At 64.5% G+C, this 23,257-nt stretch carries 23 protein-coding genes; 3 read left to right on the top strand and 20 right to left on the bottom strand.

Going from position 1 to position 23,257, the window contains the following annotated elements; genetic code table 11:
• Nucleotides 1-320: 320 nt before the first annotated feature.
• Entirely contained in the window at nucleotides 321-821 is a 501-nt protein-coding gene (locus tag MJ643_RS27865) for a methylated-DNA--[protein]-cysteine S-methyltransferase (RefSeq protein ID WP_003258793.1), read from the top strand.
• 3 nt (nucleotides 822-824) lie between these two features.
• On the opposite strand, the gene MJ643_RS27860 is transcribed toward MJ643_RS27865, so the two are convergent.
• The 3 genes from MJ643_RS27860 to MJ643_RS27850 form a co-directional block, all read right to left on the bottom strand.
• Nucleotides 825-1,067: a hypothetical protein gene (locus tag MJ643_RS27860; RefSeq protein WP_013972544.1), complete on the bottom strand. Its 243-nt coding sequence runs from the start codon at nucleotides 1,065-1,067 to the stop codon at nucleotides 825-827.
• Nucleotides 1,064-1,807 carry a carbon-nitrogen hydrolase family protein gene (locus MJ643_RS27855; protein ID WP_038409620.1) on the bottom strand — a complete coding sequence of 248 codons (744 nt, stop codon included), beginning with the start codon at nucleotides 1,805-1,807 and terminating at the stop codon, nucleotides 1,064-1,066. The genes MJ643_RS27860 and MJ643_RS27855 overlap by 4 nt, the downstream gene beginning before the upstream one ends.
• A 76-nt stretch (nucleotides 1,808-1,883) precedes the next feature.
• On the bottom strand, nucleotides 1,884-2,399 hold the full coding sequence (locus MJ643_RS27850; RefSeq protein WP_038409621.1) for a DUF3016 domain-containing protein: 516 nt from the start codon (nucleotides 2,397-2,399) through the stop codon (nucleotides 1,884-1,886).
• Nucleotides 2,400-2,474: 75 nt separating this feature from the next.
• Here MJ643_RS27850 and MJ643_RS27845 point away from each other — a divergent pair, with 75 nt between their 5' ends.
• The gene (locus tag MJ643_RS27845) at nucleotides 2,475-3,182 is read left to right on the top strand and encodes a metallophosphoesterase (protein WP_013972547.1); all 708 of its coding nucleotides are present in this window, start codon (nucleotides 2,475-2,477) and stop codon (nucleotides 3,180-3,182) included.
• On the opposite strand, the gene MJ643_RS27840 is transcribed toward MJ643_RS27845, so the two are convergent.
• A complete protein-coding gene (locus MJ643_RS27840; RefSeq protein ID WP_013972548.1) occupies nucleotides 3,148-3,762 on the bottom strand; it encodes a LysE family translocator in 615 nt (204 codons plus the stop codon). The two genes, MJ643_RS27845 and MJ643_RS27840, sit on opposite strands and share 35 nt — an antisense overlap.
• 200 nt (nucleotides 3,763-3,962) lie before the next feature.
• Nucleotides 3,963-4,781 (bottom strand): AraC family transcriptional regulator, encoded by an 819-nt coding sequence (locus MJ643_RS27835; protein ID WP_038409622.1) that lies wholly within the window; start codon nucleotides 4,779-4,781, stop codon nucleotides 3,963-3,965.
• Between the two features lie 131 nt (nucleotides 4,782-4,912).
• Between MJ643_RS27835 and MJ643_RS27830 the strand changes: the two genes are divergently transcribed.
• Nucleotides 4,913-5,536 (top strand): LysE family translocator, encoded by a 624-nt coding sequence (locus tag MJ643_RS27830; RefSeq protein ID WP_013972550.1) that lies wholly within the window; start codon nucleotides 4,913-4,915, stop codon nucleotides 5,534-5,536.
• On the opposite strand, the gene MJ643_RS27825 is transcribed toward MJ643_RS27830, so the two are convergent.
• The 15 genes from MJ643_RS27825 to MJ643_RS27755 form a co-directional block, all read right to left on the bottom strand.
• On the bottom strand, nucleotides 5,533-7,959 hold the full coding sequence (locus MJ643_RS27825; RefSeq protein WP_038409623.1) for an autotransporter outer membrane beta-barrel domain-containing protein: 2,427 nt from the start codon (nucleotides 7,957-7,959) through the stop codon (nucleotides 5,533-5,535). The two genes, MJ643_RS27830 and MJ643_RS27825, sit on opposite strands and share 4 nt — an antisense overlap.
• 92 nt (nucleotides 7,960-8,051) lie before the next feature.
• A complete protein-coding gene (locus MJ643_RS27820) occupies nucleotides 8,052-8,327 on the bottom strand; it encodes a peptidylprolyl isomerase (RefSeq protein ID WP_013972552.1) in 276 nt (91 codons plus the stop codon).
• A gap of 201 nt (nucleotides 8,328-8,528) precedes the next feature.
• Nucleotides 8,529-10,484 carry an acetoacetate--CoA ligase gene (locus MJ643_RS27815; RefSeq protein WP_208209701.1) on the bottom strand — a complete coding sequence of 652 codons (1,956 nt, stop codon included), beginning with the start codon at nucleotides 10,482-10,484 and terminating at the stop codon, nucleotides 8,529-8,531.
• A gap of 86 nt (nucleotides 10,485-10,570) precedes the next feature.
• The gene (gene eco, locus MJ643_RS27810; protein WP_038409625.1) at nucleotides 10,571-11,050 is read right to left on the bottom strand and encodes a serine protease inhibitor ecotin; all 480 of its coding nucleotides are present in this window, start codon (nucleotides 11,048-11,050) and stop codon (nucleotides 10,571-10,573) included.
• A gap of 55 nt (nucleotides 11,051-11,105) precedes the next feature.
• The gene (hbdH, locus tag MJ643_RS27805; protein ID WP_013972555.1) at nucleotides 11,106-11,876 is read right to left on the bottom strand and encodes a 3-hydroxybutyrate dehydrogenase; all 771 of its coding nucleotides are present in this window, start codon (nucleotides 11,874-11,876) and stop codon (nucleotides 11,106-11,108) included.
• A 10-nt stretch (nucleotides 11,877-11,886) separates the two neighbouring features.
• Nucleotides 11,887-13,278: a GntP family permease gene (locus tag MJ643_RS27800; RefSeq protein ID WP_038409626.1), complete on the bottom strand. Its 1,392-nt coding sequence runs from the start codon at nucleotides 13,276-13,278 to the stop codon at nucleotides 11,887-11,889.
• 269 nt (nucleotides 13,279-13,547) lie between these two features.
• Complete coding sequence (locus MJ643_RS27795; RefSeq protein WP_038409627.1) at nucleotides 13,548-14,930, bottom strand: sigma 54-interacting transcriptional regulator; 1,383 nt, start codon at nucleotides 14,928-14,930, stop codon at nucleotides 13,548-13,550.
• Between the two features lie 139 nt (nucleotides 14,931-15,069).
• Nucleotides 15,070-16,086, bottom strand: a complete 1,017-nt coding sequence (locus MJ643_RS27790) for an ABC transporter permease (RefSeq protein ID WP_013972558.1) — start codon at nucleotides 16,084-16,086, stop codon at nucleotides 15,070-15,072.
• Nucleotides 16,086-17,144 (bottom strand): microcin C ABC transporter permease YejB, encoded by a 1,059-nt coding sequence (locus MJ643_RS27785; protein WP_013972559.1) that lies wholly within the window; start codon nucleotides 17,142-17,144, stop codon nucleotides 16,086-16,088. The genes MJ643_RS27790 and MJ643_RS27785 overlap by 1 nt, the downstream gene beginning before the upstream one ends.
• On the bottom strand, nucleotides 17,141-19,069 hold the full coding sequence (locus MJ643_RS27780) for an extracellular solute-binding protein (RefSeq protein ID WP_038409628.1): 1,929 nt from the start codon (nucleotides 19,067-19,069) through the stop codon (nucleotides 17,141-17,143). Before MJ643_RS27780 ends, MJ643_RS27785 begins: the two co-directional genes overlap by 4 nt.
• A gap of 11 nt (nucleotides 19,070-19,080) precedes the next feature.
• Complete coding sequence (locus MJ643_RS27775; RefSeq protein WP_003258780.1) at nucleotides 19,081-19,362, bottom strand: peptidylprolyl isomerase; 282 nt, start codon at nucleotides 19,360-19,362, stop codon at nucleotides 19,081-19,083.
• An 80-nt stretch (nucleotides 19,363-19,442) separates the two neighbouring features.
• A complete protein-coding gene (locus MJ643_RS27770) occupies nucleotides 19,443-20,498 on the bottom strand; it encodes a 3-deoxy-7-phosphoheptulonate synthase (protein ID WP_015270260.1) in 1,056 nt (351 codons plus the stop codon).
• A 555-nt stretch (nucleotides 20,499-21,053) separates the two neighbouring features.
• Nucleotides 21,054-21,605 (bottom strand): YbhB/YbcL family Raf kinase inhibitor-like protein, encoded by a 552-nt coding sequence (locus tag MJ643_RS27765; RefSeq protein ID WP_013972562.1) that lies wholly within the window; start codon nucleotides 21,603-21,605, stop codon nucleotides 21,054-21,056.
• 48 nt (nucleotides 21,606-21,653) lie between these two features.
• Nucleotides 21,654-21,962 (bottom strand): hypothetical protein, encoded by a 309-nt coding sequence (locus MJ643_RS27760; protein ID WP_013972563.1) that lies wholly within the window; start codon nucleotides 21,960-21,962, stop codon nucleotides 21,654-21,656.
• 146 nt (nucleotides 21,963-22,108) lie between these two features.
• On the bottom strand, nucleotides 22,109-23,074 hold the full coding sequence (locus MJ643_RS27755) for an endonuclease (RefSeq protein ID WP_023660860.1): 966 nt from the start codon (nucleotides 23,072-23,074) through the stop codon (nucleotides 22,109-22,111).
• Nucleotides 23,075-23,257: the final 183 nt, after the last annotated feature.

Raw genomic sequence — 23,257 nt, 5'->3', positions numbered from 1 at the left:
TATCGCCCTTAAGAGGTGTCCGGGATCATTAGGCCAGTTCAGCATGCCCGCGAAGCAGGCGACGCGGTGGATGGCACCGGCTGCGCCGGTGTTCGCGGGTAAACCCGCTCCTACAGGTATGGCGTATTCCTTCAGCTGATGGGGTCCCTGTGGGAGCGGGCATGTTCTGCGAAGCAGGCGACGCGGTGGAGGGCACTCTGGTCCGGGCAATATGCCGACGCCGATGTTCCGCTTGCGTGATTGCCTGAGCAAGAAAGCGGATGCAGGCAGAACTGGGGATGCGTACAGTAGGTTGATCGCAACCTGGCAGGAGCCTGCTTATGTCCAGCGCATTCACCTTCATGCAGTCACCCGTCGGCACCTTGACCCTGGTAGCCCGTGGCGAGTGCCTGACAGCCGTACTGTGGGAAGAGGAGCGGGAAAACCGCGTGCGCCTTGGTGCCCTGCACCGTGATGACCAGTGCCCGGTACTGCTGGAAACCGCTCGCCAGCTCGGCGAGTACTTTGCCGGCAAGCGCCAGCGCTTCGACCTGGCGCTGGATTTTGCCGGTACCGAATTCCAGCGTCAGGTGTGGGCTGCGCTGTTGGCGATTCCGTTCGGCGAAACCCGCAGCTACAGCGACATCGCCCGACAGATCGGCAACCCCAGCGCGGTGCGTGCGGTAGGCGCCGCCAATGGCCGCAACCCGATTTCGATCATCGCCCCGTGTCATCGGGTAATCGGTGCATCTGGCAGCCTGACCGGCTTTGCCGGTGGCCTTGCGGCAAAGCAGTACCTGCTGGCGCTGGAAGGCCGGCAAAGCCTGGCACTGGACCTGTAGATGTCAGCAGAACCAGCTGGCGGCCAGGCAGACCAGCAGGGCCAACGCCGAGCCGGCCATTAGGGTGTACTGCCGATGGGCCCGGCGCGCATGTGGCTTGACTGCACGCAGATACTCGCCGGGTGTCGGCGCATCAGGCCGGTGGCGCAAACCCTCGGCTACATCGGCCAGTTGCCCATGGATGAGCAGCCCCGTCAGGTAATAGGTACAGGCGTAGCTCAGCAATGCCAGGAACAGATAGATCATGACGGGTGCGGGGCCAAGGACACCGCCATGGCACTGGCGCTGGCGGTGTCCAGTACGATCAGCCCTTCGCTGTGGTCGTCCAGGCTGGCCAGCAAGCGTCCCTGGCTGTCCCACGCCGCCGAGCCGCCAGCGCCGATGAAGGTGTCGGCCGGCCCCACGCAGTTGGCCAGCAACACTGCCATGCCCAGCTCTCGAGCCACCTCGGAGTAGTGCAGGTAACCCTCGCGAATGCCCTTGGCAGTTTTCGCCACACTGACCAGGTACAGGTCGGCGCCGTGTTCCCGCGCGGCTGCCGCATGCGCCATGAACATCGATTCGTAGCAGATCGCAGGCGCTACCCGGTGCGCGCCCACCTGCAGCAGCAAGGCTTGATCGCCTGGGGTGAACCAGGGCAGTTCATCATCATGCAGGCGCCGCTTGGCATAGGCCTGGCGCGGTACACCGGGGCTGAGGATTGGCATGCCGATACGAATGCCATCAGGGGTCGGCAGTGGCAGGCCCGCTGCGACAGTGATACCAAACCGGTCGCAGGCTGCCTGCAGCGGGTCCAGCCGTGCCGAACTGACTGGCAGGGCGGCCTGGCGCGCTAGGGTTGGTTCATAGCCGGTCAGCGACAGCTCGGGAAATACCACCAGTTCGGCACCAAGGGCCGCGGCCTGTTCGATGCAGGCCAGGTGGCGTTCGAGGTTGGCTTGCACATCGCCCTTGAGCGACGCCAGTTGCACGGCGCACAACTTCATGAAAAACCCTTCCCTGGTACAGGTTGAAGGGCCGAGCATACTACCGGCACCAACGCCTGTACCAGTGAAGGGATTTTCAGGATGCCGGGTGGACGGCGAAACGCTGGCGGAACCAGTCGTCGAGCATGGCCTTTTCTGCATACAGGCGGTCGCTGCTGCTCGTGACCCGGCCCGGGCGGCTGAGGTACATCTTGTCGCTGACCCGTTCCTGCGCCTGCTGGTCGGGTTTGCCCGGTTGGCTGAGGGTGTAGCTGAGGTCGATGGTCGGCCAGGTGATTTCGCGCATGAAGCGTACATCGTAGGCCTGGCTGTGCCAGGGCTCGAAACGCCCGGCCAGGTCGATGTCGCGAATGTCGATGACCAGTTGCTGGCCAGGTTGCAGGTAGCGTTGGCCAAGCTTCTGCAGGTACTGGGTCAGGGTTTTCATCACATAGGCGTCGGCGCCACGCTCGTACCCGTGGCTGTCGAGGCTGGCATCGCGGAATTTTTCCGGATGCTCGAAACGTACCTCGACCTGCGCGGCCGGGGCACCTTGTGCCATGCTGTCCAGAGACAGCGCCATGAGCACGGCACACACGAGGGCGGTACGCATGATGCACCTCCGGGGCAGATTGTGTGTGCCTCCATTTTACCCCTGGCATGGCGGCACCAGCAGAGGAAGATTGTAATGGCACGGTTTCGGCGTCTGATTGCCAACCTGCGTGGGCGTGACCTGGCGGTGGGCGATATCCATGGTCACTTCCAGCGCCTGCAGCAATGCCTGGATGGGGTGGGGTTCGATCCGGCCGTGGACCGCCTGTTCAGTGTTGGGGACCTGGTCGACCGTGGCCCGGACAGCGAGGCGGCGCTGGATTGGCTGGCGCAGCCCTGGTTCCATGCCGTGCAAGGTAATCATGAGGCCCTGGCGATTACCCGCGTGCGCGGCGGGCGGCTCGATCTGGACATGTATCGCGCCGCCGGGGGGGGCTGGTTTCTGGACCTGCCGAGGGCTCGGCAGTTACGTTTCGTCGAGCGCTTCGAGCAGCTGCCGATCGCGATAGAGGTTGAAAGCGCGGCCGGCCTGGTAGGCCTGCTACATGCCGACAGCCCGTACGCCGACTGGACGGTGTTGAGGACCTGGCTGGAACTGGATGACGACCCGCAGGTACGGGAGGTGTGCCAATGGTCGCGGCGGCGCCTGAAGGTAGGCGATACCGCGCCCGTGCAGGGCCTGCGTGCCTTGTTGGTGGGCCACACACCGGTGCTGGAGGCCAAGCTGCTTGGCAACGTCTGGCACCTGGACACTGGCGGCTGGGCCAGTGGCCATTTCACCTTGATGGACATGCGCACCCTGCAACTGGTCAGCCCCAGGCCAGGTGAAACAACAGTGCCATAGCCAATAGCACCAGCATGGCCCCGGAGGCCCGTTCCAGCCAGGGCAGGCTGCGGGCGAAGCGCCGCAGCACCAGCGAGTTGCCGATGGCCACGGCAACCAGCAAGTCCCACAGCAGCACAATGCTGAACATCCACAGGGCACAGGTTGCTTTCCAGGCAAAGCTGGCGCTGGCGACCATGCTGACCAGGCTGGCATAGAACAGCGCATTCTTGGGGTTGAGGATGCCGGACAGGAACCCCATGCCCAATCCCCGCCACCACCCATGGGCGGTCTGTTTGCCAGCGACTGTGCCCAGGCTGGTTTGCCCGGCATGGCGCAGGAACAGGGTGCCGATGTACAGCAGGTAGCCGGCGCCGGCCAGTTGCAGGGCGGTGAACAGCAGGCTGCCTTCCTGCAGCACCGACAAACCGGTGAAAGCCATGGCGATGAACACGCCATTGGCCAGGGCGATACCCAGGCAGGCGCCGCTCGCGACGCGCCAGCCAGCGTTGACCGAAGTGCGTGCGACCAGGAAGAAGTCCGGGCCGGGAGAGAGCAGGGCGAGGAAGTGGGCGAGGGCGATGATCAGGAACTGTTGCATTGGGGTGAGGCTGCTCTGGAGGAAAAGCCTGACTCTGCCCTTCGGCGCTCATGCCGTATTGAACAATATTGCAGGCCCATTGCCGGGGCTGCTGCGCAGCCCTTTCGCGACACAAGGCCGCTCCCACATTGAACGGCGTACGCAGCACCTTGTGGGAGCGGCCTTGTGTCGCGAAAGGGGCGCACAGCGCCCCCATGGTCTCAGAGGCTGTGCAAGTCCCGATACTGCCCCGGTGTCACCCCCACATGGGCCTTGAACACCCGCTGGAAATGGCTTTGGTCGGCAAAACCGAGCCGATAGGCCACCTCCGCCAGGGCCTGCCCTTCACCCAACAATTGGCGCCCACGGTTGACCCGGGCATTGAGCAGGTAGGCATGCGGCGTAAACCCGGTGGCCGCGCGAAATGCGCGAATCAACTGGTAGCGCCCAAGCCCGGCCTCCCGCGCGAGTACCGCCAGGCTCAACTGCGCCGGGTCCTGGCCTTCGATGTGCGCAATCAGCCCACTCAACGCGGTCACCCCCAGGGCCGGTGCCGGTGCCAGCGGCGCGTGCCTGGCAAAGTCCAGGTCACCCAGAAAGGCAATCAGCGCGGCATCCTTCTCACCATTGCTGGCGTTGGAAAACAGCAGACTGTTCAGTTCGCAGAACTGCCGATACACCTCCGGCACCTGGCAGATACGTGCCGGCTCGCCGGGCCCGGCACCATCCAGCCCGGACTCCAGGTGCAGCTGTGCCAGCCAGTAGGCATCCACATGCAGCATCTGGTAGCTCCACGCCTGCCCGGGCGCGGGGTTGCAGGCATGTACCCGGCGGGCCGGGACCAGCACCAGAGTGCCAGGCGTCAGGCGTTGCTGGCCGTTGCCGGCACCGGTGAAATGACTGTGGCCGGCATCCACCACACCGATGGAAAACGTTGGGTGGCTGTGGGCCTTGTAGCAGGCGCGGCTATGGCAGGCGCGGCGGCTTTCGACATGCGGCAGGGCCGGGTCGCGCCACAGCGCGGCATGGGAACGGGGCATCACAGGGTCCTCGATATGCCCGGCAGCTTATCAGGCGCCGCGCACCCATACAGTTTTTTCCACTGGCTGTAACTTGACCACCAGGCCAGCTAACCGCCGAAATAGGCGCCTGTTGCCAAAGGAAAACGATAATGGACCTTTCAAGCCTGCTGCTTTTCATCCCCGCCTGTTTCGCCCTGAACATGGCGCCGGGGCCGAACAACCTGCTGTCGCTGCACAATGCCAGCCGTTACGGCCTGCGTACGGCCTGCGTGGCCGGTGGCGGGCGCATCGTCGCCTTCAGCGGCATGATCGCCCTGGCGGCGATGGGCCTGGCAGTGGTGCTGCACACCAGCGAATACCTGTTCCTGGCCATCAAATTGGCGGGGGCGGCCTACCTGTTCTATATCGCCTGGCAACTGTGGCGGGCACCGGTGGGCGAGGCCGCGGTTGCAGGTGATCAGCCACACGGCACCTGGCGTCTGGTACGCCAGGAGTTCTGGATGGCTGCTGGTAATCCGAAGGCTATCCTGATCTTCACCGCGTTCCTGCCGCAGTTCGTTTCGGTCGGCAGTACCACTCCGGTGAGCGAGCAGTTCCTCTGGCTGGGTGCGTTGTTCCTGTTGCTGGAATGGGCCGCGATCGCCATCTACGCCGGCCTGGGGGCGTACATGCAGCGCTGGTTCAGCCAGCCCGGCCCACGCCGGCTGTTCAACCGGGTCAGCGCCTCATTGCTGGGCTGCGCCGGCCTCGGGCTGCTGGCTGCGCGGCGCTAGAACTGCCAGCGCAGGCCCAGGTTCACGCCGCTGGCTTCCTGCTGGCGGCTGTCCAGGTTGGCGGTGTACTGCACGCCGCCATGCAGGCTCAGCGCTTCGTTGACCTGCGCTACCACGCCGCTTTCAAGTTGCACCGAGGTATAGCGGTAATCGGTCTTGATCTTGTCGACGCCATCGAAGGTCAAGGTGTCGCGGCCACCGTCGCCATGCCACAGGTTGACTTGCGCATAGGGTTGCAACAGGCGGTCGCTGCTGCCTTTGAAGGCCCCCTCGAGCCGAACCCCCAGTCGGCCGGTCAGCTCGACCTGGGCGTCGTGGCTGATGTGGGAGACGCTATCGCTGGCGCTGTCGAGCGAGACTTTTTGCGCGATCACCTGAGCCTGCGGCTCCAGTACCCAGCGTTCGGACAGAGCGATGGGATAGCCGGACTCCAGTGAAGCGGTCCAGGCGTGGCCGTCGATGTTCAGCTTGTCACCACGGTCCGAACGCGCCCGGCCATCCAGGTTGGTGTACTGCAGCACGGCGTCGAGGTAGCCGCCCTGCGGTCCGACCAGCGTCCAGTAGGCGCCGACGCTGTCGCCATCAAGCTCCAGGTCACCGACGCTGCGGTTCTCCACGGCGAGGGCGAAGCCTTTGACGTCGGCGTCCAGACGGCTATGGCTGACGTAGATACCGATGTGCTGGCGATAACCGCTGTCGCCAACCTTGGCATACAGGTCCTGGCCCACCTTGAAGCCGTACAGGTCGCCATCCAGGCTCGGGCTGACCGTGCCGCTCCATTGCTGACGTAACGCGCCGCCATAGGCCTGGCCCCAACTGGCGGGCACGGCGCCGTCACCCTGCAGCAGCTGCTGGTCGCCCTGACGCTGGTGGAACGTGCCCAAGGCCTGGCGGGCGATGATCGCGGCGCCCCTCGGCGCAGTGGCGTACAGCGGGACTTCAGGCCGGTACAGCGGCAGGCTCTCGCCTTGGATCGGGGCAGGCAGCTCGACCTGGCCGGGCGCCGGGGCCGCGACAGGCGGGGTAGCGGCGGGTGCGATGACCACTGGCTCGCCCGGTTGCGTTGGCTGTGTCGGCTCGCCCGGTTCCGGCGCAGGGGCCGGAGCGGGTGGCGCAACCAGGGTGGAGCGCAGGTACCAGCTGTTTTCACTGCCTGCAGTCACGCCGCCCTTGAACAACCGGTAGTCGTAGGCGCCGGCTGAAAGGGTCTGGGTCTGGACAAATGCGGTGGCCGTGCTGACCGCGCCGTCACGCGCTTCAACGACTTGAATACCGTTTTGCGCCGTCGCCGCGCCAGCGCCGTTGAGGTTGTTGATGAGCAGCTGGGTAGAGCCGCCAATCGCACCACTGCTGACCACCAGGCGATCGGAGGCGGCGCCGTCGCCGGCCAGCATGCTGTTCAGTCGCAGGGTGCCGTTGTTGCCGGTGTAGTTGCCCTGGATGGTCAGGCGGCCCTGAGCGTCGTTGCCACGGCTCAGGTCTATGGTGCCGGCGTTTACCACGGACGCCTTGTTGCCATTCTGGATGCTGACGATGCTGCCGTGGCGACTTGTCAGTGTGCTGGTCGCGTCGACTTGCAGGGTACCGGTGCCCGTGGCTGCGGCTATCGGTTTCTGATCGGAGCCCAGGTCACCCAGGGCCAAGCTGTCGTTCAGGGTCAACTGGCTGCCCTGGTTCAGGTTGATGGACTCCCAGTTGACATACAAGGCACCCTGACCGACCTTGGCTTGCTGAAACGTCAGGGTATCCGTGCCCGTACCACCGTCCAACAGCACTGTTGAACTGCTCAAGTCGAGTGTGCTGACGGTGGCCGTGTCATTGTCGGCGCCCATGTCGACTTTCTTGCCGATCTTTCCGCTCGTCCAGTTGAAGTTATCGTCGCCCTGGCCGGCACGTATCTCGCCTTTGAGATTGACGCCTTCGACATTGATCTTGTCTTTGCCGCTGCTGGTACTGAGATCTCTCCCGATGGTGCCGCCAGCCAGGATGTAAGTATCGTTGCCAAGGCCGCTGACCACGTTGCCAACAACGATGGTTTCCACACCAAGGTTTTCGGACATTTCAAGGAAGTTATCAGCCATCTTGAGGTCGATGCTGCCAATGCTGCCACCCTTGAATCGGGCCGTATCGCCATCTTCGAAGGCACCCTTGATGGTCCCCTTGGTCATGAGGAAATCGTCCATGGCACCGCCTTGATTGAGCGACCCTAGTTCGCCACCAGACATGTTGAACGTGTCCTGCCCCTCGCCTTGTTGCAACGATGTGACCTTGCCGCCGGTGATGATGAACTGATCTGCAGCTGGCGTCTGAACGATGGCGCCCAGGTCCTCGCCTGCTGCAACGGTCAGGGATTGGGCATGAGACAGCAAAGGCAAAGTCAGCAGAGGGAGTGCGGCAGGCAAAAGCAGGCGAGGGCAGCGCATAGGCAGGTCTCCATTAGAGGGGCCACTGCCTGAGTTGTATGTTTTGTACGGTAGGGGGACAACTGGCAAAAATGTCAGGTGGCCCGGGGCTATCAGTCGCGGTAGAACGTCTGCACCAGGTGATAGCCGAACTTGCTCTTGATCGGCCCGTGCACCACGCGCAGGGGCTTCTTGAAGATCACCTGGTCGATGGCGCCGACCATCTGCCCGGGGCGGATTTCACCCAGGTCGCCGCCACGCTTGCCCGAAGGGCAGGTGGAGAACTTTTTTGCGAGCACGTCGAAAGCCTCGCCATTGGCGATGCGCTGCTTGAGCTTTTCGGCTTCGTCAGCGGTCTTGACCAGGATGTGGCGGGCTTGGGCTTTCATGGGGTACCTGTGCTTCGGGGCGAAAAAGGTCGGCATTATGCCTGATCGAGTCGAGTGGAGGCCATTGTGGGAGCGGCCTTGCGTCGCGAAAGGGCCGCAAAGCGGCCCCAGAAATCTATGCTTGGCTGCTGAAATCCCGGGGCTGCTTTGCAGCCCTTTCGCGACGCAAGGCCGCTCCCACAATGACGGTGAATACCTTCATTACGGGGTGCGCAACTCCTCGCGATCCCGGAACTGCTCCAGCGCCTCGGGGTTGGCCAGGGCGTCGGTGTTCTTCACCGGCAAACCATGCACCACATTGCGAATCGCCAACTCCACCAGCTTGCCGCTGATGGTACGCGGGATGTCATCGACCTGGGCGATCACCGCCGGTACATGGCGGGGCGTGGTGAACTGGCGGATCACCTGGCGGATGTGCTGGCGCAGGGCCTCATCCAGCTGCAGGCCGTCACGCAGGCGAACGAACAGCACCACCCGCACATCGCCTTGCCAGTCCTGGCCGATGGCCACGCTTTCCAGCACCTGCTCGACCTTTTCCACCTGGCGGTAGATCTCCGCCGTGCCAATGCGCACGCCACCGGGGTTGAGCACGGCATCGGAGCGGCCATGAATCACCAGCCCGCCGTCGGCACGCTGTTCGGCGTAGTCGCCCTGGGCCCACACCCCCGGGAACTGGCTGAAGTAGGCGTCGTGATAGCGGCTGCCGTCCGTGTCCTTCCAGAACCCCAGCGGCATGGACGGGAAGTTGCGCGTGCACACCAGCTCGCCTTTTTCGCCCAGCACCGGCTGGCCATGCTCGTTCCACACCTCCACCGCCATGCCCAGGCCCTTGCACTGGCTCTCGCCACGGCGCACTGGAAGGGTCGGGTTGCCCAGCACGAAGCAAGAGACGATATCGGTGCCGCCGGACATCGACGCCAGGCACAGGTCGGCCTTGATCTTGCGGTACACGTAGTCGTAGCTGTGTGGCGACAGTGGCGAGCCGGTGGACAGTAGCAGGCGCAAGCGCGCCAGGCGGTGGCTTGCCGCAGGTTCCAGGCCCGCCTGCTCCAGTGCCGCCAGGTACTTGGCGCTGGTACCGAAGGCCTGGATATCCTCGGCGTCGATCAGGTCCAGCAGCCGCTCGGGGCCGGGATGGAAGGGCGAGCCGTCATACAGCACCAGCGTGGCGCCCACCGCCAGGCCGCTGACCAGCCAGTTCCACATCATCCAGCCGCAAGTGGTGTAGTAGAACAGTACGTCATCGGCTTTCAGGTCATTGTGCAGGCCATGTTCCTTCAGGTGCTGCAACAACACGCCGCCAGCGCGGTGGACAATGCATTTGGGCACGCCGGTGGTGCCGCTGGAATACAGGATGTACAGCGGGTGGTCGAAGGGCAGCGGGGTGAAGCGGGGCTCGCCGCCGGGCTGATAGAACTCGTCCCACAGGCTGACATTGGCGGCCTGGAATTCGTCGACACGCGTTCCGCTACGGGTGTGGGGGACCACGATCAGCTGTTCCAGCCCGGGCAGCTGCGCGCACACCTGGTTGACCTTGTCCACCTGGTCGATGGCTTTGCCGGCGTACTGGTACCCGGCGCAGGCGATCAGCAGCTTGGGCTCGATCTGACCGAAGCGGTCGATGATGCCGTGCACGCCAAACTCGGGCGAGGAGCTGGACCACACCGCACCGAGGCTGGTGCAGGCAAGCATGGCGACCAGTGTCTGCCAGGTATTGGGCATGATGGCGGCTACGCGGTCGCCGGGGCCGATGCCGGCGGCCTTCAAGGCTGTTTGCAGGCCGGCCACCTGGGCGGCCAGCTGGGCATGGGTGAACAGCTGACGCTGGCCGTCTTCGCGCACAGCGACCAGGGCCGGGCGGTCGTCACGGCGGCGCAGCAGGTGTTCGGCAAAGTTGAGGGTGGCGTTGGCGAACCACTGGGCATCGGGCATCTGCGGCCCTTCGCTGAGCACCTGGCTTGGCGGGTTATGCCAGTGAACGTGGAAGTAGTCGGCAACGGTTTGCCAGAAGGCAGGGCGCTGCTCGATGCTCCAGCGGTGCAGCGCGTGGTAGTCGTCGAGTTGCAGGTTGTAACGCAGGTTGACCCGGCGGCGGAAGGCATCCATCCGGCTGGCCTCGATCTGCGCCGTGGAGGGGCGCCAGAGCACATCGTTCATGCCGAACCTCCAGATGATCATTTGGATTCGAGGGCGCCTTCGCGGGCTCGCCCGCGAAGAAGCCCCTGGCAACAGGGGCTTGCGCGTTACTCTACTTTAGCCTTTTGCACGTCCTGCGACGCGGTCCAGACGCGGTAGCGCACTTCGACGTCCTTGGGCACATACACCACCACCGGCAGCTTGCTGTTGTAGCGCAGCATGAAGCCTTCACCGACCACTGGCACGAAGGCCTCGGTCTTCTTGCCATCGGGGCAGGCCATCAGTGTGCTGGCCGGGCCGCTGACCTTGTCCAGGCGGTAGTAGCTGTAGCCCCAGCCTTCCAGGGTACGTTCCTCCAGGCTGCCGCCCAGGCGCTGACGATTGCAGTCAACCTTCAGGGTCTTGCCGGCGAGGATTTCCAGTTGGTAGGTCGACTCATCAGCCTGGGCCGGGAGGTGGATGACATGCCGGGTAAAGCCTTTTTCCGCCTCGGGGTAGGGCGCGACGTCCTTCAGGCTGGCTGCCATCGCGGGTGCGGCGGCAGCCAGGGTCAGGGCCAGAATCGCGGTCATCGGGGTTGGGCGCATAGGGCCTCCTTGCAGATAAACGAATGCAAGACCGCCGCCAGGCCCAGGCCGCTCGTCACTGGGCCAACCAGCCACCATCGACGTTCCAGGCGGCACCGCGAACCTGGCTACCGGCCTCGCTGCACAGGAATAGTACCAGCTCACCCAGGTGCTCGGGGGTGACGAAGGCCAGCGACGGTTGTTTTTCTGCCAGCAGATCGTGCTGCGCTTGCAGCGGATCGCCACCGTTGGCAGCACGATCGTCGATCTGCTTCTGCACCAGCGGGGTCAACACCCAGCCAGGGCAGATGGCATTGCAGGTGACGTTGCTGGTGGCGGTTTCCAGGCCCACCACCTTGGTCAGGCCGACCACGCCGTGCTTGGCCGCCACATAGGCCGCCTTGCCGGTAGAGCCGACCAGGCCGTGCACGGAAGCGATGTTGATGATGCGCCCCCAATTGCGCGTGCGCATGCCGGGCAGGGCCAGTCGCGTAGCGTGGAACACGGCCGACAGGTTGAGGGCGATGATCTTGTCCCAGCTTTCCAGCGGGAACTGTTCCACTGGCGCCACGTGCTGGATACCGGCGTTGTTGACCAGGATGTCGACGTCGCCGAACTCGCGCGCGGCCACGGCGAACAGCGCTTCGATCTGGGCCACGTCCGAGAGGTCGGCCGGGTGATGGGCTACCTTCACCCCGTGCCGGGCGATCTCCGCCAGCGCCGGTGCAGGGTCGCCGAAGCCGTTGAGCACGATGTTGGCGCCTGCGCGAGCCAGTACCTGGGCAATGCCCAGGCCGATGCCGCTGGTGGAACCGGTGACGAGTGCGGTCTTGCCTTCGAGGGTCATGCAAAGCTCCTTAGACGATGCCGGTGACGTAGAACGTGGCGATGACCACGAACACCGCCAGGGTCTTGATCAGGGTAATACCGAAAATGTCCTTGTAGGCCTCGCGGTGGGTCAGCCCGGTCACGGCCAGCAGGGTGATGACCGCACCGTTGTGCGGCAGGGTGTCCATGCCACCGCTGGCCATGGCGGCCACGCGGTGCAGTACTTCGAGCGGGATGTTGGCGGCATTGGCGGCGGCGATGAAGGTGTCGCCCATGGCCGCCAGGGCGATGCTCATGCCGCCCGAGGCAGAGCCGGTGATGCCGGCCAGCAAGGTCACGGTAATCGCTTCGTTGACCAGTGGGTTGGGGATGCCGCGCAGGGCGTCGGCCAATACCAGGAAGCCCGGCAGCGAGGCGATCACCGCGCCAAAGCCGTATTCCGAGGCGGTGTTCATGGCCGCCAGCAAGGCACCGCCCACGGCGCTTTTGGTGCCTTCGGCCAGGCGGGTGCGGATGGCGCCGAAGGCACACACCAGCACCATCAGGATGCCCACCAGCAACGCTGCCTGCACCGCCCAGATGGCCGTGAGCTTGGCCACATCGCTTTGCACCGGTGCGCTCATGCCGGGCAGTTGCAGGCTGTGACTTGGGCCGTACCACTGCGGGATCCAGTGGGTGAACAGCAGGTTCATCACCCCCACCAGCAGCAGCGGTGACAGGGCCAGCCAAGGGTTGGGCAGCGCCAGGTCGGCAGCGGTCTCCGGTTCGTTGCGCAAATCGCTGCCATAGCCTTCACCGGCGCGCTGGGCCTTGTTGCGCTGGCGCTGCAGGTAGGCCATGCCGGCGCAGAACACGAACAGTGTGCCGATCAGGCCCAGCCATGGCGCGGCCCAGGCGGTGGTGTTGAAGAAGGTGCTGGGGATGATGTTCTGGATCTGCGGGGTGCCGGGCAGGGCATCCATGGTGAACGAGAACGCGCCCAGGGCGATGGTTGCCGGAATCAGGCGTTTGGGGATATTGCTCTGGCGGAACATCTCGGCGGCGAACGGGTACACCGCGAACACCACCACGAACAGCGAAACGCCGCCGTAGGTGAGCAGCGCGCAGACCAGCACGATCACCAGCATCGCCTGGCGGGTGCCGAGCACGCGGATGGCGGCGGCGACGATCGAGCGCGAGAAACCGGACAGCTCGATCAGCTTGCCGAACACGGCGCCCAGCAGGAACACCGGGAAGTAGAGCTTGATGAAGCCGACCATTTTCTCCATGAATACCCCGGTGAATGCGGGGGCCACGGCGGACGGGTCGGTGAGCAGTACCGCACCGAGGGCGGCGATGGGGGCGAAGAGGATTACGCTGTAGCCGCGGTAGGCAGCCAGCATCAGCAGGGCCAGAGCGGCGAGGGCGATGAGCACGGTCATCGGGGTGGGTCTCCTGGGTGAGTCTTGTTTTTATCGGTGAGCAGGAGATAGCGGGAATCGTGCCAGTTTTTAACTCACTGATTTATATAGGTATTTTGTTTTCTTCTGAATTTTTGTCTCTGTCTTGAGATTTTGGGGCCGCTTTGCGGCCCCTCGCGACACAAGGCCGCTCCTACATGTGCACCGCGATCTCCTGCAGGAGCGGCCTTGTGTCGCGATCGAGGGCAAAGCCCTCGCGACAGTCTCGAAATGGAAACAAAAGTCTCCACTCAGAGACCGAGCGCTACCATCTTCTTATACAGCGTTGACCGCCCCAGTCCTAACGCCGACGCAGCTTCCGGCACATTTTCCCCATGTTCGGCCAGTGCCCCAACAATCAGCTCGCGCTCAAATGCCTCACAGGCCTCACGGTAAGTCTGCCGCATAGGTTCACCCGCCACCGGGCTCAACGGCCCCAATGCCGCCCGAAGATCCGCCACCCCCAGCCGCGGCTGATCCGCCAGCAGCGTGGCCCGCTCTAGCACATTGCGCAGCTCGCGAATGTTTCCCGGCCATGCATGCCGCGCCAGTAGCTGCTGCGCTTCGGCCTCCAGCTCATACTGGCTGCCCAGTTCGCCCAGGATGGCCTCGCACAGCGCCGGCAGGTCCTCCAGCCGTTGCCGCAGTGGTGGCACCTCGATCGGCAGCACATTCAGCCGGTAATACAGGTCGGCGCGGAATGCCCCTCGGGCGATGGCGGCCTGCAGGTCGATGGAAGTGGCGGCAATGATGCGCACATCACTGCGCAGCATCTGGTTCGAGCCTACCGGCTCGTATTCCTTTTCCTGCAACACCCGCAGCAGCTTGCTCTGCAGGGCCAGCGGCATGTCGCCGATCTCGTCGAGGAACAGCGTGCCGCCTTCGGCCAGTTGCAGCTTGCCGGTGCGGCCCTTGCGGTCGGCGCCGGTAAAGGCGCCGGGGGCGGTGCCGAAGAATTCGGCTTCCAGCAGTGTTTCGGGGATCGCCGCACTGTTGATGCTGACAAACGCCTTGTGCGCCCGCGCCGACGCCGCATGGATGGCATGGGCCAGCAGTTCCTTGCCGGTGCCGGTTTCGCCCAGCAGCAACACCGGCGAATCACTGCTCGCGCCACGCCGGGCGCGGCGCTTGGCCTCCAGGCTGGCGGCGCTGCTGCCGACGAACTGGGCGAAGCTGTACTTGGCCTGGCGAGCGCGCAACTGCGAGCGGGTCGAGGCCAGTTCCTGCTGCATGCTGGAGTAGCGTTTGAGCAGCGGCGACAGGCTGCGCAATTCATCGAACAGGGCAAAGCCGATGGCACCGATCAGCGCGCCCTGGTCGTCGTGGATGGGCAGGCGCATCACTACCAGCGGCTCGTTAGGGGTATCGAGCATGTCCAGCAGGATTGGCCGGCCATTGTTCACTACTTCGCGCATCAGGCTGCCCGGGATCACCGCCTCGCATGGCTGGCCGATGGCACTGGCGGCGTCGGCCAGGCCAAAGCGCCGGGCGTAGCGCTCGTTCATCCAGACGATGCGCGCCTGGCGGTCGACGATTACCGTGCCCTCGCTGGACTGCTCGATGATCTCGAACAGCGAGCGGATCGCCAGTTGCCGTACCTGGGGGTAGTCCTTGAGGCTGTCGCTGTCGTGCATGGGTAGAAATCCTGAAATCTGTAAAAGCAGGGCCGGCCTCTTCGCGGGTAAACCCGCTCCCACAGGTACCCCACAGCCTCAGGATTTGTGGTGACCCTGTGGGAGCGGGTTTACCCGCGAAGAGGCCAGACCTGAAAACCTATCCCCTGGGGTCGAACGCCTCGCGCAAGGCATCCCCGATAAACACCAGCAGCGACAGGATCACCGCCAGCACAAAGAACGCGGTAAAGCCCAGCCACGGCGCCTCCAGGTGCTGTTTGCCCTGGGTCACCAGCTCTCCCAGCGAAGCACTCCCGGCCGGCATGCCGAAACCGAGAAAATCCAGCGCAGTCAGGGTGGTGATCGCCCCGGTCAGCATGAATGGCACATAAGTCAGGGTCGCATTCATGGCATTGGGCAGGATGTGCCGCAGCATTACCTGGCTGTCTGGCAACCCCAACGCTCGGGCGGCCTTGACGTACTCCAGGTTGCGACCGCGCAGGAACTCTGCGCGCACCACGTCGACCAGCGTCAGCCAGGAGAACAGCGCCATGATCCCCAGCAGCCACCAGAAGTCCGGCTCGACGAACCCGCTGAGGATGATCAGCAGGTACAGCACCGGCAACCCCGACCACACCTCAAGCAGGCGCTGGCCGACCAGGTCGACCCAACCACCGTGGTAGCCCTGCAGGGCCCCGGCCGCCACCCCGATCAGCACGCTGACCACGGTCAGGGCGAAGGCGAACAGCAAGGATACCCGCGTGCCATATAGCACCCGGGCCAGCACGTCGCGGCCCTGGTCGTCGGTACCCAGCCAGTTGCTCGCGCTCGGCGGGCTGGGGGTGGGCACCTGCAGGTCGTAGTTGGGGGTATCGGCGCTGAACGGGATGGGGGCGAACAGCATCCAGCCACCTTGCTGTTCGATCAACTGGCGTACATACGCGCTGCGGTAGTCTGGCTGGAACGGCAGCTGGCCGCCGAACTGCTGCTCGGTGTAACGCTTGAGCGCCGGCACGTACAGGTCGCCCTTGTAGCCCAGCAGCAGCGGTTTGTCGTTGGCCACCAGCTCGGCGCACAGGCTCAGCAGCAAAAGGGCGGTGAACAGCCACAGCGAAACCCAGCCCAGGCGGTTACGGCGAAAGCGTTGCAGGCGGCGACGCGAGATCGGCGAAAGCATCAGTGTGCCCTCGCGTCGAAGTCGATACGCGGGTCGAGCAGGGTGTACGACAGGTCACCGATCAGGCGGATCAGCAGGCCCGCCAGGGTGAAGATGAACAGCGTGCCGAACACCACTGGGTAATCCCGCGACACGGCCGCCTCGTAACTCATGCGGCCAAGGCCATCGAGCGAGAAGATCACCTCGATCAGCAACGAGCCGGCGAAGAACACCGTGATCAATGCCTGCGGCAACCCGGCTACCACCAGCAGCATGGCATTGCGCAGCACGTGGCCATACAGCACCCGGCGTTCGCTCAGGCCCTTGGCGCGGGCGGTAACCACGTATTGCCGGGAAATCTCGTCGAGGAAGGCGTTCTTGGTCAGCAGCGTCAGGGTGGCGAAGCCGCCGATCACCAGGGCACCGACCGGCAGCACCAGGTGCCAGAAGTAGTCGGCGACCTTGCCCAGCAGGCTGAGCTCGTCGAAGTTGTCCGAGACCAGGCCGCGCACCGGGAACCAGCTGAGCGAGGTGCCGCCGGCGAACAGCACGATCAGCAACAGGGCGAACAGGAACGAGGGCAGGGCATAGCCGACCACGATCAGTGCACTGCTCCAGGCATCGAAGCGGCTGCCATGGCGCACCGCCTTGCGGATGCCCAGCGGGATCGACACCAGGTAGGTGATCAGCGTGGCCCAGAAGCCCAGCGACAGGGTTACCGGCAACTTGTCGAGGATCAGGTCGGTGACCTTGGCGCCGCGGAAGAAGCTGTTGCCGAAGTCCAGCCGGGCGTACTGGCCCAGCATCAGCCACAGGCGCTCGGGGGCGGACTTGTCGAAGCCGTACTGGCGCTTGATCTCCTCGATCAGTTTCGGGTCCAGGCCACGGGTGGCACGTGACTCGCCGTGCACCACCTCGGCCCGGGCACCGGGAGCGCCACCGCCGATACCTTGCAGGCGTGCCACCGCCTGCTCCACCGGGCCTCCCGGTGCGGCCTGGACGATCAGGAAGTTGACCAACAGGATCGCCAGCAGGGTCGGGACGATCAGCAGCAGACGGCGCAGTATGTAAGTGGTCATGGCGAGGATTTCCGGCGGTCGGCCATTTGCGCGTTGGTCAGCGCGGCAGGGCTGACTTCCCACCAGGTGTCCAGGCCTTCGTCATAGGCAGCCTGGACCTTGGGCAGGCCGAAGCGGTTCCACCAGACAGTGGAGCTGCCCGGTGGGTAGTAGTTGGGGATCCAGTAGTAGTTCCATTGCAGCACCCGGTCCAGGGCATGGGCGTGGTACAGCATGTCGGCCTGGGTGTCGGCGCGCACCAGGCCGTCGATCAGGCGGTCCACGGCAGGGTCCTGCAGCACCATCAGGTTGTTCGACCCAGGGTCGTGGGCCGCCGCCGAACCGAAATAGTTGTACAGCTCGGCGCCAGGCGACAGGGTGACCGGGTAGCCGGTGACGATCATGTCGTAGTCACGTGCCATCAGGCGGTTGACGTACTGGGCCGAATCGACGTTGCGGATGTCCAGGGTCACGCCAATCTGGGCCAGGTTGCGCTTCCACGGCAGCAGCAGGCGCTCCATGCCTGCCTGGCCGTTGAGGAAGGTGAACGCCAGCGGCGTGCCCTGGCTGTTCACCAGGCGGTCGCCTTCGGGGCGCCAGCCGGCTTGTTCGAGCAGCGCCAGTGCCTGCAGCTGCTGCTTGCGGATGATCCCCGAACCATCGGTGACCGGGGCGGTGAACACGGTGCTGAAGACTTCGTCCGGCACCTTGCCGCGCAACGGTTCGAGCAGTTTCAACTCGCCGGCATCCGGCAGTTGGCGGGCGGCCAGCGGGGTATTGGAGAACACGCTCTGCTGGCGGATGTACATGTTGCGCATCATCTGCCGGTTGCTCCACTCGTAGTCCCACAGCATGCCCAGCGCCTGGCGCACGCGACGGTCATTGAACTGCGGCCGGTCGAGGTTGAACACGAAGCCTTGGGCCACCTGCGGTTTGGCCGGGCCCAGGTGGGCGCGCTGCAGGCGGCCGTCGTCCAGTTGCGCGCCGTTGTAGCCCAGGGTGTAGGCGGTGGCGGAGAATTCGCGGTTGTAGTCGTAGCCGCCGCCTTTGAGCACCTGCCGCGCCACTTCGGTATCACCGAAGTACTCGATGCGCAGCTTGTCGAAATTGTAGCGGCCACGGCTGACCGGCAGATCGCGCGCCCACCAGTTGGCGTCGCGCTGGAAGGTGATGCTGCGGCCGTTGTCGATGCTCCCGATACGGTACGGCCCGCTGCCGACCGGCTTGTCGAAGCCGGCGCCGTTGGCAAAATCGCGCTGCTGCCAGTCGTGTTCGGGCAGAACCGGCAGGCTGGCGAGGTCCAGTGGCAGGGTGCGGCCGTGGTCAGGCTTGAAGTCGAAGCGCACGCTGTGTGGGCTTTCCACCACGACGGCGGCAACATCGGCGAACTGGGTGCGATACCTCAGGCTGCCCTTGCTCATCAGCAGCTCGAAGGTAAAGCGTACGTCCTCGGCGCGCACCGGCTTGCCGTCGGCGAAGGTGGCACGCGGGTCGATCTCGAAGCGCAGCCAGGCATCCTCCGGGCCGCGCTCCATGCGCCGGGCGATCAGGCCGTAGACGGTGTAGGGTTCATCGAACGAGCGCACGGCCAGTGGCGCGTACAGCAGGCCATCGACCTCGCTGACACCGATGCCTTTGTCGATGTACGGCAGGATATGGTCGAACTGGCCAATCTCGATGGCCGAGCGGCGCAGGATGCCGCCTTTGGGGGCGTCGGGGTTGACGTAGTCGAAATGCTGGAAGCTGGCGCTGTAACGGGGGGCTTCGCCGTAGACGGTGAGGGCGTGGGTGGGTGCAGCCTGGCTATTGAAGGAAAAACAAAGCAGAAAAAGGTAACACAGGGCCTGTGGGAGCGGGTTCACCCGCGAATGCGTCCGTTCACGCAACGTCGTTGCCTGATCTGGCGATTTCGCGGGTGAACCCGCTCCCACAGGGGACATGAGCAGCTACTGGCTACTTAGTCCTGGCGGCTGGTCACTTCCAGCAGGTGGTAGCCGAACTGGGTCTTGACCGGGCCTTGCACGGTATTGACCGGGGCGCTGAACACCACGGTGTCGAACTCCTTGACCATCTGGCCCGGGCCGAACGAGCCCAGGTCACCGCCCTGGCGGCTGGACGGGCAGGTGGAGTTGGCTTTGGCGATTTCAGCGAAGTCGGCGCCTGCTTCGATCTGGGCTTTCAGTTCGTTGCATTTCTCTTCGCTGCTGACCAGGATGTGGCGGGCGGTTGCACGGGCCATGGGTACTGCTCCTTGGGGTAAAAAAGGCAAGCCTAGCGCACTTGTCCAGGGTATGTCTCGCCAGGCTTGCGTCCCGCTACCTAGAGTTTTTGTGCCGCCTCGCGCAACAGGGTTTCGGTCGAGGCCCAACCCAGGCAACCGTCGGTGATCGACACGCCGTATTTCAGCGCGCCCTTGCCCAGCGCCTGGCAGCCGTCGAACAGGTGCCCTTCGATCATCACGCCGACGATCGAGCGGTCGCCGGCCAGGCGCTGCTCCAGCACATCGTTGAAAACGGCCGGCTGACGCGCCGGGTCCTTGCCGCTGTTGGCATGGCTGCAATCGACCATGATCCGCGCCTGCAACCCGGCCTTGGCCAGCGCCTGGCGGGCCATGGCGATGCTGTTGGCGTCGAAGTTCGGGCCCTTGTGGCCGCCGCGCAGCACCAGGTGGGTGTCCGGGTTGCCCAAGGTCTCGATGATGGCCGGGTAGCCCTGCGCATCCATGCCGAAGTGGCGGTGCGAGTGGGCGGCGCTACGCATGGCGTCGCTGGCGATGGCGATGCCGCCGTCGGTGCCGTTCTTGAAGCCGACCGGCAGCTCCAGGCCACTGACCATTTCGCGGTGGATCTGCGATTCGGTGGTGCGCGCGCCAATCGCGGCCCAGGCCAGCAGGTCATCGAAGTAGCCGGCGGCCATTGGCTGCAGCAGTTCGGTGGCAACCGGCAGGCCGCGTTCGATCATGTTCAGCATCAGCCCGCGGGACAGGGCGATGCCGGCGTGCATGTCGTCGCTGCCATCGAGGTGCGGGTCGTAGGCCAGGCCCTTCCAGCCGACCGTGGTGCGGGGTTTTTCGACGTAGGCGCGCATCACCAGCAGCAGCTTGTCGTCGACTTCGCGGCTGAGGGCGGCCAGGCGGTCGGCGTATTCCAGGGCCGAGCGCGGGTCGTGGATCGAGCACGGGCCAACGATCACCAGCAGGCGCTGGTCGCGGCCTTCGAGGATGTCGCGGATGGCCTGGCGGTGGGCATGGACTTGCTGGGTAAGTTCGCTGGACAGCGGCATTTGCTGCTTGAGCAGGTGCGGGCTGGGCAGGCGCTGGCTGACGGTGGTGTTGGCTGCTTGCGGCTGGGTCAGGGCGAGGCTGGAAGCGTGCATGGCATTTTTTCCCTGGGCGGACGGCGGGTTCTGGCCCGCGTCGTCGGCCCTATCGAGGTGTTCGACAAATCGTTGAATTCGTATTGGCTGCTGCATTGCCACCTGTGGAAGACCGAACGGAGGCGGCAGGCTGGCCCGAACGGGATTGGCTAAATCGCCAGGCGTAGGTGTTTGCGTAGTAATAAGTGGCGTAGTTCATGAATCTGTCCTCAATGTGAATCGGTGTTGTTCAAAGGCCTGAAAAGCAAAACCCCCGGTCGGGGAGCCGACCGGGGGTTTGAGTATTCTCATGTTCGGCGGCCCCTCGAAGGTGGGCGCCGTGTGGGTATCGGCGCCTAGTGGCTAAACCAATACCCAAAGTAATAGCTGGCAGGTGCCACGCAGCCGGCAACGGCCAGCACAGGGCGCAGGGTGCGACCGGTGTGGTTGGCGTGGTTGCGGGTGTGTTTCGGCATGTTGCTCTCCAGTGAATGAGCCCGAGCTTACTTCAGTTCGACTGGGCCATTCAATGGATAAATGCTATGGGGGTGTTTAATTGTTCCGGTACGGCCAGGCTCAGTGGCCATAGCGCCCGACCAGGCTCTGCGCCCCCAGCGCGTGGCCTTGCAGCAGTTGCAGCAAGCCGCTGCGATCCAGGCCTTCGGGCAGGGTACCCAATGGCAGGTCGGTGGCGATCAGCGTCAGCGCGTAGTGGTGCGGGTTGTCGCCGGCGGGTGGACAGGGGCCGCGGTAGCTGAGCGTACCCCGCGAGTTGCGCCCCACGGTCACGCCTTGCCCGGTCAGCCCGGCGACGCCTTCCTTCAGCCCATCCTGGGCCGGGTCGATGTTGTAGGCGATCCAGTGGACCACGCCAATACCCTTGCCGCCGTCCGGATCGAACATGATCAGTGCCAGCGACTGAGTGCCTGCGGGGAGGTTGTCCCAGCTCAGTTGCGGGGTGCGCTCTTCGCCAGCACCACAGGCCGGGTCCGGGCCAACCTGCTGCAAGGCGATCACGCCGCCATCGGTGAACGACGATGAGCTGATCGACAGCGCGCCCTGGCTGCCAGCGACGGCCAAGGCGCTGCAAGGCAGCAGGGCGGCGAGCAGCCAGGGTTTGAGGTTCATGGTGAATCCTTGGCAGGGCGTTCCGGCGCAGTGTAGCCCAGGCCGGCCTCAATGGCTGTCCTGGTCCTCGGCGGTGCCACCGGTGTGCCCGGCGCCGGAGCCGGTTGCTTCGCCGGTGCTGTTCGAGCCACCAGCGGCGCCGTCGGCGGCATCGCTGTTGCTGCCGGTGTCGCTGCTGTCATTGGTTTTGCTGCTGCCTGGGCTGTTTACGCTGCTGTCTTCACCGGCGGTCTTGCCACCGTGCTGGTCGGTTTGCGGGCGGCTGTCGGTGGCTGTGTCGGTGGCGGCGAAGCTGGTGCCAGTGACGCTGGCCAGGGCAAGGGCAAGGCAGAGTGAGAGTGGGCGAATGCGGATCATGGAACGTCTCCTTTGCGGATGATCTGTCATTCGTTGGGCTGGGGGCGGGGAGTGGGGTGCCGTCTGGGCGACGGATGGTCATTGTTGCGGGCTGCTGTGCAGCCCGCTCGATTGCAAGGGGGCCGCGCAGGCCCCGAGGAAGGCGATCAGCGGCAGTTGCCCGCCTTGCGATAACCCGCTGCCTGCGCCTCACCCTCTGTGGCGAAGGTGACCTGGTTCTTCGCGGTAACCTGGGTATAGCCCGGGCAACCAACGGAAAGGTGATAGACATGGCTGTTGCGGTTGCCAAGCACCGCGCCCACCGACCCGGCACTGGCCAGGCTCGGCTTGGATTCGGGCTTGGCGGCCTTTTCTGGCACCGCCTGCACTACGCCACTGCCGACCGGCTTGTAGTTGGCGGTCCATTTGCGTTCCCCGGTCACGAAGGGGTTGGCATGCCCCATGATCGCGGCAATGCGCCGGTCACGCTCTTTCTCCCAGGCCGACACCGGGTGCTGTTTGTCCCAGGCCATCAGCAACTGCTGCTGTTGGCGCGACATGCTCAGCTTGTAACGGTCGTACATGTAGAAGGTGGTGCGGGCGACCAGGCCTTTCACTTCGTCGCGTGGTTCGGCAGCACGCTGCACGAAGTCCACCTTGGTGGTGCACTGCCCGTATTGCCCTGCATTGCCAGCAACCATGCCGTAGTTGAAATTGCTGCGATCACCGTTTACCTCGCCCACTGCCGGGTACAGGTTGAACAGGTCGGCCTCCATGGCGCGGAACACCGGGTCGTCATCCACGCAATGCTCGCGGCCGCCATTCTTCCAGCACTGGCGCTGGTTGCCGAAGGTGTAGGCCGGCACGATGTGTTCCCATTCGGTGCGTTCGGCGCGGTTCTGCTGCTTGCGGGTCTGGTAGCCGCACGAGGCGGCATCGATACGCCCGCCAGACTTGCCCACCCAGGCCCATTTGCAACCGCAGTACAGGTCGCCCATGGCACTGCTGGCCTGGTCCATGTACACCTTCTGCTTGGCCACCACCTTGGCCTCGGTGAAGGTTGCCGGCGGGCTGGCCAGGGCAGGGAGGGTGAAGGAAAACAGTAAGGATACGGCGTAAAGCAGTGATTTCATGGGAAAAACATATTTCAGGTTGGGGCATGCATTGTAATCATTTCCTTGGGGCTGGCCAGCTCACTGATCCACACTAGTGGGCGGCGCGGGTCGTCGCTGCCCATGAAAATTTCAGGCATTGTGCGGTCTCTGTGGGAGATTCTATGGTTTTAGGGAAGTTTTTTAAGCGGCTTTTGACCGATA

The organism is Pseudomonas sp. PNPG3, from assembly GCF_023093815.1.
Taxonomy (GTDB): Bacteria; Pseudomonadota; Gammaproteobacteria; order Pseudomonadales; family Pseudomonadaceae; genus Aquipseudomonas; species Aquipseudomonas asiatica.
This window is presented reverse-complemented; position numbering and strand designations above follow the sequence as displayed.

What these genes read in the sequence shown, in the direction of transcription:
- MJ643_RS27865 (WP_003258793.1), top strand. Translation starts at nt 321, where the DNA reads ATGTCCAGCGCATTCACCTTCATGCAGTCACCCGTCGGCACCTTGACC.
- MJ643_RS27860 (WP_013972544.1), bottom strand. Translation starts at nt 1,067, where the DNA reads ATGATCTATCTGTTCCTGGCATTGCTGAGCTACGCCTGTACCTATTAC.
- MJ643_RS27855 (WP_038409620.1), bottom strand. Translation starts at nt 1,807, where the DNA reads ATGAAGTTGTGCGCCGTGCAACTGGCGTCGCTCAAGGGCGATGTGCAA.
- MJ643_RS27850 (WP_038409621.1), bottom strand. Translation starts at nt 2,399, where the DNA reads ATGCGTACCGCCCTCGTGTGTGCCGTGCTCATGGCGCTGTCTCTGGAC.
- MJ643_RS27845 (WP_013972547.1), top strand. Translation starts at nt 2,475, where the DNA reads ATGGCACGGTTTCGGCGTCTGATTGCCAACCTGCGTGGGCGTGACCTG.
- MJ643_RS27840 (WP_013972548.1), bottom strand. Translation starts at nt 3,762, where the DNA reads ATGCAACAGTTCCTGATCATCGCCCTCGCCCACTTCCTCGCCCTGCTC.
- MJ643_RS27835 (WP_038409622.1), bottom strand. Translation starts at nt 4,781, where the DNA reads ATGCCCCGTTCCCATGCCGCGCTGTGGCGCGACCCGGCCCTGCCGCAT.
- MJ643_RS27830 (WP_013972550.1), top strand. Translation starts at nt 4,913, where the DNA reads ATGGACCTTTCAAGCCTGCTGCTTTTCATCCCCGCCTGTTTCGCCCTG.
- MJ643_RS27825 (WP_038409623.1), bottom strand. Translation starts at nt 7,959, where the DNA reads ATGCGCTGCCCTCGCCTGCTTTTGCCTGCCGCACTCCCTCTGCTGACT.
- MJ643_RS27820 (WP_013972552.1), bottom strand. Translation starts at nt 8,327, where the DNA reads ATGAAAGCCCAAGCCCGCCACATCCTGGTCAAGACCGCTGACGAAGCC.
- MJ643_RS27815 (WP_208209701.1), bottom strand. Translation starts at nt 10,484, where the DNA reads ATGAACGATGTGCTCTGGCGCCCCTCCACGGCGCAGATCGAGGCCAGC.
- eco (WP_038409625.1), bottom strand. Translation starts at nt 11,050, where the DNA reads ATGCGCCCAACCCCGATGACCGCGATTCTGGCCCTGACCCTGGCTGCC.
- hbdH (WP_013972555.1), bottom strand. Translation starts at nt 11,876, where the DNA reads ATGACCCTCGAAGGCAAGACCGCACTCGTCACCGGTTCCACCAGCGGC.
- MJ643_RS27800 (WP_038409626.1), bottom strand. Translation starts at nt 13,278, where the DNA reads ATGACCGTGCTCATCGCCCTCGCCGCTCTGGCCCTGCTGATGCTGGCT.
- MJ643_RS27795 (WP_038409627.1), bottom strand. Translation starts at nt 14,930, where the DNA reads ATGCACGACAGCGACAGCCTCAAGGACTACCCCCAGGTACGGCAACTG.
- MJ643_RS27790 (WP_013972558.1), bottom strand. Translation starts at nt 16,086, where the DNA reads ATGCTTTCGCCGATCTCGCGTCGCCGCCTGCAACGCTTTCGCCGTAAC.
- MJ643_RS27785 (WP_013972559.1), bottom strand. Translation starts at nt 17,144, where the DNA reads ATGACCACTTACATACTGCGCCGTCTGCTGCTGATCGTCCCGACCCTG.
- MJ643_RS27775 (WP_003258780.1), bottom strand. Translation starts at nt 19,362, where the DNA reads ATGGCCCGTGCAACCGCCCGCCACATCCTGGTCAGCAGCGAAGAGAAA.
- MJ643_RS27770 (WP_015270260.1), bottom strand. Translation starts at nt 20,498, where the DNA reads ATGCACGCTTCCAGCCTCGCCCTGACCCAGCCGCAAGCAGCCAACACC.
- MJ643_RS27765 (WP_013972562.1), bottom strand. Translation starts at nt 21,605, where the DNA reads ATGAACCTCAAACCCTGGCTGCTCGCCGCCCTGCTGCCTTGCAGCGCC.
- MJ643_RS27760 (WP_013972563.1), bottom strand. Translation starts at nt 21,962, where the DNA reads ATGATCCGCATTCGCCCACTCTCACTCTGCCTTGCCCTTGCCCTGGCC.
- MJ643_RS27755 (WP_023660860.1), bottom strand. Translation starts at nt 23,074, where the DNA reads ATGAAATCACTGCTTTACGCCGTATCCTTACTGTTTTCCTTCACCCTC.